Raw genomic sequence first — 15,960 nt, forward strand, 5'->3', positions numbered from 1 at the left:
GAATATTATGGAAAATACCCAGAACCCTCCGGTGAGCAAAGAAGAGCTCATTGATATCCGCCAATATTTCAAAGTGCTACTTAACTATAAGTGGCGCATTGCTATTTTCGCTTTATTGGTAACGGCCATTACAGTGCTGGTTGTCTTGTCTCTGCCGTCAAAATATACCGCCAGAGCGACTTTGTTGATTGAGTCCCAACAAGCCAATATTATCTCGATAGAAGACTTTTACGGCTTGGATACCAAAAGCCAAGAGTATTATTTAACACAGATTGAGATTCTCAAATCTGATCGCGTCTCTGAAGAAGTCATCCGTCGTTTGGACCTCGCCAACCATCCAGAATTTGATCCTCGCTCTAAAGAGAAGACTGAAGCCTCTTTAAAAGACCGTTTGATTGAGTGGTTTCCTGTGTTGCAAGCATTTAGGAAGTCCCTTCCAGAACAAGATATTGGCAAGTCTGAGTACGCGCGAAACAAGCTGGTTTTATACAAATTCAAACGTGGTTTGGCCATCAATCCAATTCGAAAAACTCAGCTAGTACAAATCTCTTATACCAGCAAAGACCCTGAACTATCTGCGCAAATTGCGAATGAAATCGGACGCGTTTTCATGGACAGCAATATTGAAGCGAAAATTGAGGTCACTCGGCAGGCGTCAAGCTGGCTAAATGAGCGTATTGGCGATTTACGCGAAAAATTACGTCAATCCGAAGCACAACTACAAGCTTTCTTACAAGCCGAAGGATTGGTTGATATTCAAGGCGTTGAAAGCCTTGCTTCTCAAGAGCTGGCAGAACTCACCTCTCAGCTTAACAAAGCCCGTGATAGACGTGTCGCCTCGGAAACCTTGTATCAGGTTGCCAGAAACTATAAATCTGACTCCAGTCAACTATCTGCCCTCGCTTCCGTCCCAGAGATTTCCAATCACCCGACGATTCGTGATGTTAAAGTAGCGGAAGTTCAAGCAGAGCGGAAAGTCTCCGAGCTTTCGAAACGCTACGGCCCTAAGCACCCAAAACTCAAAGCGGCGATGGCTGAGTTAGAGTCTGTGAAGAAAAATCTCAGTTCGGAGTTAAACCAGCTTCTAAATGGCATCAACAATGAACTCAAAGCAGCAAAACAAGCCGAAAAGACGATCCGCAGCGAGCTCGAAAACCGCAAAGTTGAGTTTCAGGACCTGACGGTTAAAAACGCCAAGTATTCAGAGCTTAAACGGGAAGTACAAACCAACCGAGAGCTGTTTGATTTATTCTTAAGTCGTCAGAAAGAAACCAGTGCATCGAGTGATTTTAATGCCAATATTGCGCGCTTTACTGACTATGCTAGCCCTCCACTTGCGCCAAGTAAGCCAAATCGCAAAATGATCGTAATCCTGGCATTTTTGGCATCGCTAAGTTTTGGTTGTGTGATGGCGTTTGTCGCTGATGCGGTGAACGATACGTTCACAGATATTAAGCAAGTCTCCAAACAACTCTCTCTGGAGATCCTTGGTATTGTACCGTCACTAAAAACTAAGCGACCGTTAGATGGCAAAGCCTATTTCGATGAGCGCAATCGCCAGTTAACAGAAGCCATACGAACAGTCCGTACTGGGTACTTGCTGGCAAACTCGAATAAATCGAGCTCTGTCCTCATGGTGACTTCATCACAACCTGACGAAGGCAAAACAACATCGGCGCTCAACCTTGCTCTTTCTCTTGCCCAGATGGAAAAGACATTGTTAATCGACTGCGATTTGAGGAAACCCGCTGTTGCTCGCCGCTTTGGTCTACCGTCAGCACAACCTGGAGTCACAAATATCCTAACCAAAACTCATGTCATAGAGGATTGCATATATAGGGATGAAGAATCAGAGCTGGATGTACTTGCTGCTGGCACATACACCAATAATCCTCTTGAACTGATTTCCTCTTCAGGGTTCACCGATTTTATTGAGCAGCTAAAAACGAAATACGATCGTATCATCATCGATACCCCTCCTTGTCTCGCAGTTAGCGACGCATTTATGCTGTCTCGCTATGTTGATTCTGCGGTTATCGTGATTAATGCGTCTCATACCCGAACCAAGACGGTACGCGATGTGGTAGGAAAGCTGGCCCAGCAAGGGACTAGAATCGACGGTGTCATTCTCAACAAACTTAACGTAAAGAAGGCATCAGCGTACAGCGGCTACAAACAATATCAGTCTTATTACGGGGTCGAGAACGTGTAATGAGAAAGCGAGCAGCAGCTTCATTATTCAAACTAGGACTGGCATTTTCCGCCATCTGTGTTCTTTACCTATCGTATCACTTTGGCGTAGCGTCACTCTACGCCAAAGCGGTATCGAACCAGATTGAGCAATGGAATGCGTCCAACAAAAAGCCCTCATTCAGCGACATAGAAAGTGCTGAAAAACTTATCAGCGCAGGCCTCACACATCATCCATCGCATCCGCACTATTTCGACTTACAAGGAAAAGTGTACGAGTGGAAAGCTTACATTAGTGATAGCCTCGATAAAGAGGCTTACTTGAAGTTAGCGAAAAGCGCCTATCTTAACAGCGCAGAACTGAGGCCAAACTGGCCGAACACTTGGGTCAACTTGGCAACGCTAGAAACTCAAATGCAAGGTGAAAGCCGTGAACTCTACCTACGCAAAGCTGATCAAAAAGGCCCTTTTGTACCTCAGGTCAACTTGAAAATCGCGACTTTGGCCTTATCCCATTGGCAACAGTTTACGCCCCAAGAACGTAAGCTTGCGATGCCCCACATTTACAGAGCGATCAAGCATAAAGATGTCCGACAATCATTCCGTGACTACCTAACAAAAAGCAGTAAATTTCGTTTCGCTTGTATCATAATGAAGCAAATGCCCGATATCGATTACGCTTCTATCGGCTCATGTCGCTACCTCAAGGTATAAGTGTTTCAGATATGAGCGCAGCGTTGAATCATTTTTAAGAAAAACAGAATGTTAAGATAATATTTATCGATAAATCTAAACCAGTCCATATACTGGCAGTACTATAGGCTCATTAAGAGTATTCGGGAACTAACATAATGAATTACAAAGCATGGGTATTGATAACCAGCATAGTGTTTTCAGCACACAGTATGGCTGAGAAAGCACCTGATGTTACTTGTTCAGATGCAGATGCCATTCAAGCATCAATAGAAAACGCTACTGACGTCACGTCGACACTAGTCAGCTTACTTTCTAACTGTCCTGATCAGTCAACCGATATACTCTCTATCGCATCACAAGCACATTCCAATGAGAGCCTCGCTGTACTCGACGCTGCCAGTCAAGTATTGGCACCGGAGCAAATGGCTAAAGCAACCGCTATTGTCGTCAGCCACGCAAATCCCGAGGCCTACGATCAGCTTATCCAACAAGCGGTTCTCTCTGCTCCAGAGCACGCGCAAGATATTGTTGATGAAGTTGCAAAGCTCGGCCTTCTCGACCCGACCGATATTCTGATTGCAGCTATTTCAGGTGGCGCTGACCCGGCGTTAATCAGTGAACCAACAGCTGCGGGTATTGCCACTGCTCCACCTTTAGCGGTTAACCCAGGCGCAACGACCGCATTGGGAACTGGCAATGGTAGTGGCGGTGGTACAGCCTCTCCGAATTAGGTTGTGGATATTTGACTAAGGCAGGCCTTGAGCCTGCCCTTTTTTTGTGCTTTTTATGACAAGTTTGCTTGAAAGACTGATTTACCCTTTTTTCCTTCTATTTGTGTTTTGGCTCCCTATCCCTTTAGGCGGAAACCGTCCGTGGGCCTGGTCGATCAATGAATTCCTTATCGCTGCGTTGTTGCTTCTCTGCGTGATTAGTTACTCCAGTGATCATTGGCTGCATTATTTAAAACGAACCCGATGGGTGATAGTGCCATTAGCTCTTTTTACTCTGTGGAGTTTTATCCAGCCTCTACTTCCTTTTGGCTCTTTTGAGGACACTGGACTGGCGATCGTCTCATCGGTTAAAACGCTACATTATTTACAGTTGTGTTTAGTTGCATCGGTTGTCATAACTAGTATGTCGCGACTCAAAGCCCTGACTCTCGTCATGGTGAGCAGTGGTGTATGCCAGGGTTTTTACGCAGGTGTTATTCAACTGCTCGATCTCCCTCTGTCTCCTATATTAGATTTACCCGTCGGTCACAGAGCTTCGGGGAGCTTTGTTTACCATAACCACTTGGCCAACTTCCTGCTGATCAACCTATGCATTGGCTTTGGACTACTGATCTCACAATTGCAAGATAATCAGAAACAAAGTATTCGTCTTTCTGCGCAACACTTTTTTGCCGTGTTCCTATCTGACAAAGCTTTCATTCGTTTGGGCTTGATCATTATGGTTATCGCTCTGGTTTTAACCCGCTCTCGGATGGGAAATGTGGCATTTTTTATCGCTCTGACTACGGGCTGCTTGCTTCTACTGCTGCTTTTTAAAAACAAACCCAAAAGCATGTATGTACTTATTGCCAGCCTGTTTGCGATTGATACTTTGATTGTCAGCACATGGTTTGGCTTAGACAAAGTGAAACAACGTTTAGTCGAGACCAGTCTGAGTAATGAATCAAGAGATGATGTGATATATGCAGCTTTTGAAGCAATCCAACAACAGCCCTGGGTTGGCTTAGGTGGTGGCAGTTTTTACTCGTCGTTTCAGGCCTACAATAACGGAAAAATTCAACTCTTTTACGATCACGCCCACAACGACTATATCCAGTTTGTCTTCGAGTATGGTCTGATTGGTACATCAATACTGGCAGTGGCTGTTGTCGCCGCTCTGCTTAAGTCAATGCAAGCTTTTCGAAATCGACGCAGCCGTCAGATGAAAGGAGCGGGGCTCGGGGCTTTTATGGCTATATTAGGGATGCTGATCCACATGAGCGTTGATTTCCCACTACAAGCACCAGCAACGACTATCTATTTCTTACTTTGTCTACTCATCGCTCACTGGGCTTTTTCTATCCCTGCCGTAAAACGTAAACGCTCAGATGACTAGCGAGTAAGCGAACACTCCCTCGCAATGAGGGAGTGTTCCTTTTTCATTACAATTGTTTTTCGATGATTTCTTCCAGTTTATCGTAAGGCACATAACCCGGGATCACGCTCTCACCAACAATCAAAGCAGGCGTTCCACGCAAACCGAAGCCATTGAACAACGCGTAATTGTTTTCCAACTGCTTTTCAATGTCTTCAGGGTTGTTCAGGTACTGTTCTGTACCTGTTTTCTTGGCAATTTTAGCCAGAGAAATCGCATCGTGGGTCCCTGGTTTCGCCACTAAAAACTCGTGAACTTGAGGGTACTTGTCACGTGCATTTTGCCACACATTCAAAGCATAACCCGCCGAGTTCACACTCGAAGAACCTTCTTTCAGCGGAACATACAAGTTAACGACTTTGATTTGCGGGTAGTCCTTTACCAACTTCTGCAATTCAAGATCTAGCTTCTTACAATAAGGGCAGCTGTAATCCGTCACGTTAACCAAGGTTAATTCCGCATTTTCTGCCCCTATAGAGGTGTGCTTAGGGTCGTTGATATACGCTTGGCTGCTCGATAGCAACTGATCAAATTGTTGCTGTTGCTTAACGTACATGCCCAAACTTTCGTGAAGCCCGTTGACGACACCTGGATTGGCTTTTAGCATCTCGACAATTTCGTTGATTTTTTCGTCCTGATTTTGAGCTTGAGCCAGAGGCGATAACGCCATAACGCCCATCGCCAATGCTATTGTTAATTTCTTAATCACTGTATCTTTCCTACTGATTTAACCAAAGTCTGGCTAACATACCAGGTGGTGTGATGATGCCTGTTGTAATGCTTTCCACCTTGCCATCTTTGATTATGAAAATGGTTGGGGTTACGGAGATATTCCAACGATTGAATATCTCCCCTCTTTCATCATTAATATTGTTAAATTGATACTCTTGAGCCTGCATAAACTGCCGAACTCGAGCGGACGTTCCTGACGAGCCAGCGACACCGATGACCGGATAGTACTGACTCAACCAGTCAACCGTTGGGCTGACAAACTTACACGCAGGACACCAAGTCGCCCAGAAATAGACCATCACTGGCTGCTCATAGCTCATGGCAATCACATCTACCGACTCTCCATCCAGAGTGACACCCGTGATAGGTGGCGCCGATTCAGTCGGTAAGCTCTGGCTACGAAACCAATCCATCGCCACAGAAATCGCAATGGCCAATATCACCAGAATCAAAATCTCTTTAAGCCAGTAACGCAGAGAACGTTTCACTAACTGTTCCCTCCCCCAGCGGTTGCAATAGCTTCCATCACAGCCTCACTTGATAAGATGATAGGCAATGGAATACCTTCAGGAGCACTTGGCCCATAGACAATGTTAAACGGCACACCAAATCGGCCATTAGCGCGTAGGTAATCCGTGACTAAGCCATCTGGATGCGTCCAGTCCCCTTCAATCAGAGTGACCGATGGGGGCTTCAGTGCCGAATAGACAGGATCCTGAAGAATGACGCCAATTTTGTTCGCTTTACAAGTGACACACCAATCTGCCGTCACGTTAACAAACACCGTTTGGCCTTGACTCACGGCTTGCTCAATGCGCTCATTAGATAAGCGCTCCCAAACCAAATCATCTGGCAAGGGGGTTGCCCAGTGATCTGTCGTCATGCTCGCTAAAACAAAACCACCCGCTATCAAGAGCACAGTTCCACCACCTGAAATCGCCATGGCTTTATCGCCATACACCTTTTTCACACGGATCAGTAGGGCAACAAATGCCACTAAGGCAATAAGCAGCGTCCAGAAGGGAGGAATGTGATTATTGAGTAATATGAGTAGCCAAATACTAGTCGCCAGCATCATGACGCCAAATAAGAGTTTGAGCTTATTCATCCATGCGCCTGGTTTCGGCAGCCGTTTTGCAATACCTGGGAAAAGTGCCACACCAATCCAAGGAAACGCCATTCCTACAGCTAAGGCAGTAAAGATCGTAAATAGCTCCAGTGAGCTAGCGGCCAATGCAAAAGCGACTGCCGTTCCTAAGAACGGGGCAGAACAGGGAGTGGCAAGCAAGGTAGCAAACATACCTTGGGTAAAGTGTCCGGCATAGGAATTGTCACCTTTTGATGCAGCCCAAGTATTGGTTTTTGAAGACAGGCGGATCTCGAACAGTCCCAACATATTGGCACCGAACAGACTGGTGACCAGCACCATAATGGCGATAAACCAACCGCTTTGGAACTGAATCCCCCAACCCACTGCATTTCCGGTCAGCTTAAGTATCAGCAGGAAACCAGCCAGCAACCAGAATGAAGTAAGAATACCGGCCGAAGACGCGAGAAATTGCCAGCGAATTTGGCGTCGTTCAACACCTTGAACTGCCACAATACTGCTGAGCTTCATCCCCAAGACAGGTAGAACACACGGCATGACGTTGAGAATCAAACCGCCAAACAGAGCAAAGCCAATCATCTGCAATAAAGATATATTGGTCTTGGTCACTATCCCATTTGAGACCGTAACATCCTGTTCAGCCAGAAAGTTGTTGTCTTGAACCGTGACGAAAATACTCTGATCAATGAAGCTGATGTCGCCTAACCAACTCGACACATCAAACGTTGCCGTAACTGTATCTCCATCGACACTATAGCCAGTCAGTTTGTAGCTGTACTCCTTTGCATCATCCGAATGCCCATCGACAATAAAATCTGGTTCCTGCCAACCAAGCGCTTTGGTCAACTGAACTTGAAGAACATTAGCATTCACATCCCAAGTTGCTTTTGCATTCGACAACAAAGGCGAAGACTTAGGCACCTGACTGATGGCTTGAGCATGGGTATAAAGTGCGTCTTGATTGATCATCATCTCACTTGGGGTGAAAGTGAGTGAAAATGGGTAATCCGTGAGCACGCAAATCGTGGTACAGGACGACATCGTTAGCTTGGCATTCAATACCACTAGTTGAGCAAAATCCTTGACTGCTAACGTCATAGGAATCACGGTTTTATCTTTGTAGCCCAGTGTATGAATGCCAAGCAAACTGAACTTTTCCGGGTAAGGCCAATGCCACTCTACGTTTTCAAGATTGGTCGACTCACCCCAATCAATAGAGGGGGCAATACCACCTTCTCCTGGGCTGCGCCAGTAGGTCTTCCAGTCGTCATCCAGTTCAACTTCTAGATAACCTTCAACGGTTTTACTCGCTGCATCAGCCTGACCCGTTAGAACAAAGCGAGTTTTGAGCGGCGGATGTTCCTGTTTGGTCATCCAGCCAGTATCGACTTCTGCAAAGGCTTGGCTTGTAAATAGCAAGGTACTCAATGCAAACCATAGAGAGATTACACTCATGGCCATGCCTTTTAATAAACTTCTCATGTGTATTTCCAAAATAGTCACCATTTTTTAAATGGTTGATATAAAAGACGTATTAAATCCTCTGACCGAAGTCAGAAACACATAACTGAATTTATTCTCTGAAAACACACAATGTGAGGTGAACCCTAGATTTGGGGACGATAGGTTCGGTAAAGGATGGGGCTTCTGGTCGAATTCGAACCAGCCAGGCAACGATGACCACAATGAACAAAAACATCGGTACCATCATGTTATCAAGATTCACCTTGGCACTGCTGAGCAGTTTTTCTGTCAGGTCACATTGTTTTTGAATGCCACCACTGTCGTCGGTGAGCTGAATTGTGTCGGTAAGAGCAGACTGCTTAAACGAGCAGATGCTAATGATGCTGGTGTTCTGCATAAAGCAGACAGCAAAAACCCATCCAACTAAAAGTAGGGTAATTCTCGCCATCACTGCAGATTTTAAACGCTTGATCATTAACTCTGTAAAACCCGAGGATTAAAACCGCTCCATTATGGGTATGCGGCTAAAGTAAATGTTAGTGTAATGTCAGAACTTCACGATACAATTTTCTTTTGTAAAAAAATCTTATCAACGCCTGCCGTTGGAAAACCTTGGTAGCGTCCAACTTCTTTAAAACCAAGCTTGAGATAAAATTCCGCAGCCTGAAACGAGTAGGTATCCAAATAAATATCCGTTACACCATAAGCTTTGGCTTCTTGTTCGACTCGCGCCATTAAGCTAGAACCTGTGCCTGCAGAGCGATTGGCTTCATCTACCCATAAGAATTCAACAAAAAGTGTGTTGGTAAAAATTTCACCCGTTAATCCACCAACAAAATCACCTTGTTGATTCTCAGCAATGCACGCCAGCGACACGATTTCTTCATCAGGGAAATGCTTGAGATTAAATGATTTCAGACCATTGTAGATAACATCTTTAATGTTCTTTGGCGGGTTCAACATAAAACTTATGTGCATCGGTTTCCTTTCCTATTAACAAATAAGGCCAGCAATAGCTGGCCTCACGTTACAACTCCGCGATAAAGGAGCTTAGCATCCACAATGCCAGAATGGCAAATACCAGCCCCATAAACTTATGCTGATAAGTCCGGAATTTGGCGTTTTCAAGCAGTGGTTTACCCAAGGTACCCACCAATGCCACCAACAGGAAGTTGAAAGCTAGCCCTAGCACATTGAGCAGCAACCCCAATGCCAACATTTGTTCTCCAGATGATGCGTCTATATTTACCGAGACAAACTGAGGTAAGAACATAACAAAAAAGACCAAAGCTTTAGGGTTAAGCAGATTACTGACCAGTGCTCTCTGATAGAAAGTCCCAGCCATTTTGTTTGACGGGTCCAAATCAGGATTCCCACTGTCACTCGCTCGTAGACAATCCCAGCCCATTTTTAACAAGTACGTGCCGCCAAGAAGATGAAGCGCTTTAAGCGCTAAAGGGCTCATAGCCACCAAGGCTGAGACGCCTGCGGCAGCTAGCAGCGTTAAAATTACACCGGATGTCGCGTTACCTAAACTGGCAAAAACACCTACTCTACGGCCATAACTCATACTTGAGCTGGCGATCAGAAGCATATCCGGGCCAGGCAACAATAAAAGTGCCACCACCGCTGTCAGATAAACAGGAAGCACCGAAATATCAATCATATTTATTATATTAAACAAATGAGAAAGTGCGGGATTTTATAGCAATTGGAGATCTATAACTAGATGCATCAATCAAATAAAGGGTAGTAAATCAAAAGATATAACTAAGTGACATTCATTCCTGCGTCTCAAAGAGAAAGCAATTTTGTACAAAAATAATTGAAACTAATAAGCTAGACTGCTGAGAGTGTTTACAACAGGACGTCGCAACAGTGACAAAGAAAAGCAAAGAATCGGTACATTTTCATCTGGCGTCTGAGCTCGGTGGTCTAGAGTTACTCGACGCCAAATACACTCACCAAAACTTTTCTCGCCACAGCCATGAAGGCTTTACCATTGGTGTTATAGAAAAAGGCGCTCAAAAGTTCTATCGCACCGGAGGCAATCATATTGCACCTCAAGACAGCATTATTTTAGTCAATGCGGATGAAGTGCATAATGGCCAGACAGCGACTGAAGGTGGATGGGAATACAAGGCCATGTACCCTCTTCCAGAACAATTCTCTCAGATAACCTCAGGCTTAACCCCTGCGTTATCTGTCCCTTACTTCCCAGAGCCTGTTGTATACGACCCTGAAATGGCACAACAGTTAAGGTTGGTGTTTGAAGTACTAGAAAAATCAGACAATAAACTACTTAGAGAAACCTTGGTTTACGGCACACTGGTTAAACTTATCGCTCGCCATAGCAAGAGCCGACAATCAAGCGATTTGCTAACGCCTGGCTCAACACAAATTGGTATCGTTAAGGAGTTTCTCGATGACTTTCCACAGGCGAATGTGTCGTTGGAAGATCTGTCCAAGCTTGCTGGACTGAGCCCATTCCACCTTGTGAGAAGCTTTCAGAAAGCATATGGGTTGCCACCACATTCCTATCAAATCCAATCTCGACTTCGATTTGCGAAACGCCTCTTGCGTCAGGGAATGAAAATCTCCGATGTTGCCCAAGAATCCGGATTTCACGATCAAAGCCACTTTCATCGCCACTTCAAACGAGCGATAGGAGTCACACCCAAGCAGTATGCCAAAGGCATTTAATAGCGCAATTTTATACAAGGCACACGATTTGACATGTGTACTAATGATGACAAGTTTAACAACCAATCAAATTTTTATGAGTAGTACAACTTTGAATTCGACTGACATACCAAGTAAACAACGATTATTCATGCAAGGAGTATTCGCGATGATGCCTCTGAGCATTGCCGTTGTTCCTTGGGGCCTACTTGCAGGATCGTTTGCCATTGATGCAGGGCTAAGCATTGCTGAAAGCCAAGCACTATCAGCCATTCTTTTCGCAGGATCAGCACAGCTTGTGGCTACTGGTATGTTAAAAGTGGGAGCAGGACTCACCACCATGCTCCTAGCGACCTTCTTTATTACTTCACGCCATTTCTTATATAGCGTTTCTATGCGCAGTAAAGTCAGTGTATTGCCACTCAAATGGCGATTAGGGTTAGGTTTTCTGCTCACGGATGAGTTATTCGCGTTATGTGGGCAACAATCTGAACAGCAGTTTAACCGCTGGTACGCACTCGGTGCTGGTCTCAGCTTTTACCTTTGCTGGAACCTCGCCACCTTGGCCGGTATCATTGCTGGCAGTCAAATCCCAGCAATGAATGAGCTCGGATTGGAATTTGCGGTCGCCGCGACATTCATTGCCATTGTCACACCAAACATCAAAAACTTACCTACATTAATGGCGGTGCTAACTTCGCTTTTCGTCTCAGTAATCTGCAGCTATTTGAACATTGAATCAGGGCTAATGATTGCCAGCCTATGCGGAATGGTGGCGGGCTATATTTGCGAAACAATAAGAGGAGCGAAATAATGGTTATGCTCTCTATTCTAGCGATGACAGTACTGGTTTTTCTAAGCCGGTATGTATTTCTTGAGCCTAAACTACCGTTGCGATTAAGCCCTAAAACGCATCGACTGCTCAACTATTCAAGCCCTGCGGTCCTGACTGCGATCTGGGCTCCTATTGTATTTATGCCTGAGAAACAGCTTTGGCTTGCGCCAGATAACCCGTACCTACTTTCTGCAATATTGGCGGCAATCTTGGCTTGGAAAACTAACAATGTGTTACTGACGACCTTAGCCAGCATGTTGGTGTTTGTTGGCCTACGGCTGTTTTAGCCAAATATCAAAGCTAATAACAAAACACCGCATCCTAGTATCATGACCCATTTGACCAGAGCACCTAGCTGGGTAGTACCGCCTTTTGGTGCTTGATTACAACATCCCATAATAATGACCTCTGAGTTAACCAAAATTCAGAGGTTACTCCTTTCCCTAAGGGAAAGGTAAAGGGTTATTGAGCTAACCATTCAATTTCGATCAGCGTTTTACCTTCAGCTTTTAGTCGCCCAAGGAACACATCACCAGTATGCACTTCACCAACACCTTGCGGGGTGCCAGTCATCACAATATCGCCATCATTTAAAGTGGTATACGTTCTGAGCTCTTCAAGAATGGTATAGGGCGGATACATCATTTGGGTGACAGCACCCTTTTGAACACGAACACAGTTAATAAACAGTTCAATCTCCAGAGATTCAATTGCAATACCATTTAAAGAAATAAAGCGGCTAAATACCGCTGAGCCGTCAAACGCTTTCGCGCGCTCCCATGGCAACCCTTTATTCTTAAGTTTGGATTGCAACTCGCGTTTGGTTAGGTCCAATCCGAGCCCAACTGCACTCAATTGACCTTCACGAACAATAAAGCAGATCTCACCCTCGTAATGTAAGGTTTCACCGTGGTGAGATATTAATTGAGAAGAGATAGAAGAAGACGGTTTGTTGAACACAACCATTTCATCCGGTACTGCATTATTGAGCTCTTTGATGTGTTCAAGATAATTGCGCCCTACGCAAATCACTTTGCTTGGATAGATACTATTATCACCAACTTTAACCGAATTCATGCCTCTTTCCCTGATCATTGATAAAGATTCCAATATTAATTCAACAGGTTGATGAGTTAACCCATCGTTTATCGAAACTAAGATCTAATCCCCATATTTGATACACTCGTAGCCTAAAGAACAGAAAAACGCCTATTCAATACTGGATAGGCGCTAACACAAGTACGTGTTGAGGCAGTAGATTTTATTGATTTACAGGAAGTATCGCGCACCGATAGTCCACTTATCTTCCTCTTTAACACTAATGTCATTACCTAAATCAAACTGATAACCTGCGAAACCCATAAACTTAGGAGTAAAGGTGTATTCAGCTTGTAAAGCAGACTGACTGTATTGAGTTTTACTTGCTTTATCATCAACCACTGCTTCGTAGTTAGCACTTAAGTTCCAACCATTCCCAAGAGCGTATGCAAGTAAAATCTCATACTGATCGCTTTCCGCAAGTGGCGAACTACTTGGGTTCATATTTTCGTTCATCGCATAAACAACTGCAGAGTACAGGCCGTCACCATAAGATCCTGAACTAAAAGCAAATACGTGAGAATGACTGTCTACATTTGCAACATCACCACCATTGTATGAATAGCCTAGATTAAAACCATAAACATTCATTGATAGAGCAATCTGACCGCGTGCATCATACAGCTTGCTATTTGCAGAATCTGTGTGCTCACCCTGCCAAGCCAGACCAAGATTTAAACTGCCCATGTCACCAAGCTCAATCGCTTTGCGGTAACTGACCATATCTTCGCCACGTGCTGTGCCAAGATTGTTATGATCCTGGTACAAGAAGTCGTTGGCAAATGCGATAGGTAAATCTGCAACGCCAGCGATATCATAATATGGAGACCATTGCGTACCAACAACAAATCGACCAAATTGTTCGTGTGTTGCACCAATGTAACCCAGACGGGTTGTGAAAGAAGTGTCACCACCATCAAGGTAGTTCAACGCCCATTCACCTTTGGCATCAACAGTGAAACCGTGACCGATATCTTGTGTACCTGCGATATTGATTCGAGGTGATACGTCATGTACCTCAACTTCATCCGCCGAGTCATACTCACCGATACCTACATCTACGTAGCCACCGAGAGAAATTGTTGATCCTTCACCGCTATAGATTTCTGCAGCGAAAGCGTTAGTACCACATGCTGTTGCCGCAATAGCTGCGACTAATAATTTAATTTTCATAACTTAACGTCCGTTTAGGGTTGTAACCTTTTGTTCGTGCATGGCCACTGCAGCCAACGCTTCACGAACAATTAAAACGTAGTACGAAATATTTAAAAATGAAGTGCAACCAAACGCTTAGCGATACAATTTATTAGGAATTGCTCAAACAACAAAAATATGAACAAATTTTAACCCTATGAAAGTGCTACTATTTTCAATAGCAATCGAGGCATTCATTATAGGTACGATCAATGTCACAATTTTTGAAATTTAAAGGGAACTATTTTGAAAAACGTAAAAACACCTCTATCAATAGAGTGTTTTTGAAGCCAATTCCAGTTGAATTGACAGGATAAAAACTAGTAAAAATGCAACATGCAACCAATCCAATGGACAGCACACTCCATTTACCTGAATATCGTTTACTTGAATATCGTTTCCGCCCAACGAGCGAGACCAGCGGTCACTGAGCCGAAATGATTTCCACTGGCTAAAGGGGTTTCAGGCAATACTGACCTAACGGCATTCACCAAGATCGGTGAGCGGGCAGATCCCCCTGTCATGTAGATCACATCAGGCTTGATGCTGCTTTGCTGAATCGCTTCGATGACCAGCGCTTTGATTTTCTCAGTTGGGTTGAAAATGGCCTCTTCCATCTGCTCACGAGTCACAGATAGTGGAAACACTTCAGAAAGCAGATCCAAGTTTGCTTCATAAACCTTCGCATCAGCCAATGCTATCTTAGTTTTCTCCGCTTCCCGGATCACAGAGTAACCAAGAGTTTCTAGGTGTATCTGCACGAGTCGAGACAGTTTTTCTGGCTCACGAGCTTCCTTCAGCAATAGTCGGAGCTGCTTAAGGTTTTCATGTGCGTAGAACTTGCGCTGCGCCTGAACATCATTGATTGCAATCGGGTTCCAAAATTGAGTGGTTGGTATATCTAAGCCTGAATGGTTGGTTGACCCCATACCAAACTCCTGCATAAAGCATTTAAAGGCAGTGAAAATGTCTAGGTCATTCCCGCCAATTCGTTGTCCAGAGTGCGCAATCAAAGAGCCACTTCTATCTTGTTTTCCACGCCAACTTGGGCCCATCTGAACAAACGAGCAATCTGTTGTACCACCACCAATATCCACCACCAGCACATTTTTGTTTTGTTTGAGGCTAGCTTCATAGTCTAAGCCTGCCGCCAGAGGCTCAAACTGAAACTCAATGTCTTTGAAACCAGCTCGGCGAGCAGCACGGCGCAATATACCTTCAGCTTGTATATTCGAATCATTTCCCCCTCGCCCGAGAAAATTAATCGGGCGACCAATGACCGTCTGCGACACCTCTTTTTTAAGTGCAATTTCTGCTCGAGCCCTAATATTGGCCATCATGGCACAGACCAAATCTTCGAAGAAAGCTAACTGCATATCACGTAAGCCAGTCACACCAAGAAACGATTTTGGTGATTTAACGTAATATACATCCTTCGGGTCTTCCAGATATGACTCTAAAGCTTGCTGCCCAAATCGAACGTCATCAGAACAAACGTCTAGCCCTTCCTCTCGGTTAAGCTTAATCGCCCGGCGCAAAACACTTTCACTGATATCACTTCCTGGAGCAACATCAAGGCAACGAAATAGATATTCAGAAACGACTTCCGCAGTCGGCGCAGATAACGTTGAAGCAACATAATAGCTTTCACCGTCCAGAGGAATTTGTCTAATCGCACCATTGTTCAACTCCGCTACCGAACAATTTGCCGTTCCATAATCGAATCCAATCGCCATCAATCACCTCTTTATTGTCTGCCAAAATCGGGCCGCACAGTAAAGCCTAGACAAATAAGCAGGTCAACCCTGTTAGGTTA

At 44.6% G+C, this 15,960-nt stretch carries 16 protein-coding genes; 7 read left to right on the top strand and 9 right to left on the bottom strand.

The annotated features are described in order from the left end of the window. The first annotated feature begins 7 nt into the window (after positions 1 to 7). The 4 genes from vpsO to TW84_RS11235 all read left to right on the top strand — a co-directional run bounded on the left by vpsO (position 8) and on the right by TW84_RS11235 (position 4,992). Complete coding sequence (gene vpsO, locus TW84_RS11220) at positions 8 to 2,212, top strand: exopolysaccharide regulatory tyrosine autokinase VpsO (RefSeq protein ID WP_045975725.1); 2,205 nt, start codon at positions 8 to 10, stop codon at positions 2,210 to 2,212. Further along, positions 2,212 to 2,904: a VpsP family polysaccharide biosynthesis protein gene (locus TW84_RS11225; RefSeq protein WP_045975726.1), complete on the top strand. Its 693-nt coding sequence runs from the start codon at positions 2,212 to 2,214 to the stop codon at positions 2,902 to 2,904. The genes vpsO and TW84_RS11225 overlap by 1 nt, the downstream gene beginning before the upstream one ends. Before the next feature lie 137 nt (positions 2,905 to 3,041). Next, complete coding sequence (locus TW84_RS11230) at positions 3,042 to 3,617, top strand: hypothetical protein (RefSeq protein ID WP_045975727.1); 576 nt, start codon at positions 3,042 to 3,044, stop codon at positions 3,615 to 3,617. Positions 3,618 to 3,672: 55 nt separating this feature from the next. Beyond that, entirely contained in the window at positions 3,673 to 4,992 is a 1,320-nt protein-coding gene (locus TW84_RS11235; RefSeq protein ID WP_045975728.1) for an O-antigen ligase family protein, read from the top strand. A gap of 46 nt (positions 4,993 to 5,038) precedes the next feature. Here TW84_RS11235 and TW84_RS11240 read toward each other — a convergent pair whose 3' ends face one another. The 6 genes from TW84_RS11240 to TW84_RS11265 all read right to left on the bottom strand — a co-directional run bounded on the left by TW84_RS11240 (position 5,039) and on the right by TW84_RS11265 (position 10,001). Beyond that, the gene (locus TW84_RS11240) at positions 5,039 to 5,740 is read right to left on the bottom strand and encodes a DsbA family protein (RefSeq protein WP_045975729.1); all 702 of its coding nucleotides are present in this window, start codon (positions 5,738 to 5,740) and stop codon (positions 5,039 to 5,041) included. 10 nt (positions 5,741 to 5,750) lie between these two features. Then, positions 5,751 to 6,251, bottom strand: a complete 501-nt coding sequence (locus TW84_RS11245) for a thioredoxin domain-containing protein (RefSeq protein WP_045975730.1) — start codon at positions 6,249 to 6,251, stop codon at positions 5,751 to 5,753. Then, a complete protein-coding gene (locus tag TW84_RS11250; protein ID WP_045975731.1) occupies positions 6,251 to 8,353 on the bottom strand; it encodes a protein-disulfide reductase DsbD family protein in 2,103 nt (700 codons plus the stop codon). The genes TW84_RS11245 and TW84_RS11250 overlap by 1 nt, the downstream gene beginning before the upstream one ends. 91 nt (positions 8,354 to 8,444) lie before the next feature. Continuing rightward, positions 8,445 to 8,810, bottom strand: coding sequence for a hypothetical protein (locus tag TW84_RS11255; RefSeq protein WP_045975732.1), 366 nt, complete (start codon positions 8,808 to 8,810; stop codon positions 8,445 to 8,447). A gap of 80 nt (positions 8,811 to 8,890) precedes the next feature. Continuing rightward, positions 8,891 to 9,313 carry a GNAT family N-acetyltransferase gene (locus TW84_RS11260; protein WP_045975733.1) on the bottom strand — a complete coding sequence of 141 codons (423 nt, stop codon included), beginning with the start codon at positions 9,311 to 9,313 and terminating at the stop codon, positions 8,891 to 8,893. Positions 9,314 to 9,362: 49 nt separating this feature from the next. Further along, positions 9,363 to 10,001, bottom strand: a complete 639-nt coding sequence (locus TW84_RS11265) for a LysE family translocator (RefSeq protein WP_045975734.1) — start codon at positions 9,999 to 10,001, stop codon at positions 9,363 to 9,365. A 212-nt stretch (positions 10,002 to 10,213) separates the two neighbouring features. On the opposite strand from TW84_RS11265, the gene TW84_RS11270 reads away from it, so the two are divergent. The 3 genes from TW84_RS11270 (at position 10,214) to TW84_RS11280 (ending at position 12,139) form a co-directional block, all read left to right on the top strand. After that, positions 10,214 to 11,038, top strand: coding sequence for a helix-turn-helix transcriptional regulator (locus tag TW84_RS11270; RefSeq protein ID WP_045975735.1), 825 nt, complete (start codon positions 10,214 to 10,216; stop codon positions 11,036 to 11,038). A gap of 76 nt (positions 11,039 to 11,114) precedes the next feature. After that, a complete protein-coding gene (locus TW84_RS11275) occupies positions 11,115 to 11,831 on the top strand; it encodes an AzlC family ABC transporter permease (RefSeq protein WP_071209559.1) in 717 nt (238 codons plus the stop codon). After that, positions 11,831 to 12,139: an AzlD domain-containing protein gene (locus TW84_RS11280; RefSeq protein WP_045975737.1), complete on the top strand. Its 309-nt coding sequence runs from the start codon at positions 11,831 to 11,833 to the stop codon at positions 12,137 to 12,139. The genes TW84_RS11275 and TW84_RS11280 overlap by 1 nt, the downstream gene beginning before the upstream one ends. Positions 12,140 to 12,314: 175 nt before the next feature. Here TW84_RS11280 and TW84_RS11285 read toward each other — a convergent pair whose 3' ends face one another. From TW84_RS11285 to yegD, 3 genes are all read right to left on the bottom strand, one after another. Next, positions 12,315 to 12,929 carry a fumarylacetoacetate hydrolase family protein gene (locus tag TW84_RS11285; RefSeq protein ID WP_045975738.1) on the bottom strand — a complete coding sequence of 205 codons (615 nt, stop codon included), beginning with the start codon at positions 12,927 to 12,929 and terminating at the stop codon, positions 12,315 to 12,317. Positions 12,930 to 13,121: 192 nt separating this feature from the next. After that, on the bottom strand, positions 13,122 to 14,123 hold the full coding sequence (locus TW84_RS11290) for a porin (RefSeq protein WP_045975739.1): 1,002 nt from the start codon (positions 14,121 to 14,123) through the stop codon (positions 13,122 to 13,124). A gap of 404 nt (positions 14,124 to 14,527) precedes the next feature. Beyond that, positions 14,528 to 15,880: a molecular chaperone gene (gene yegD, locus TW84_RS11295; protein ID WP_045975740.1), complete on the bottom strand. Its 1,353-nt coding sequence runs from the start codon at positions 15,878 to 15,880 to the stop codon at positions 14,528 to 14,530. Between the last annotated feature and the right edge of the window lie 80 nt (positions 15,881 to 15,960).

It is taken from the genome of Vibrio neptunius, from assembly GCF_000967495.1.
In the GTDB taxonomy this organism is placed as follows: domain Bacteria; phylum Pseudomonadota; class Gammaproteobacteria; order Enterobacterales; family Vibrionaceae; genus Vibrio; species Vibrio neptunius.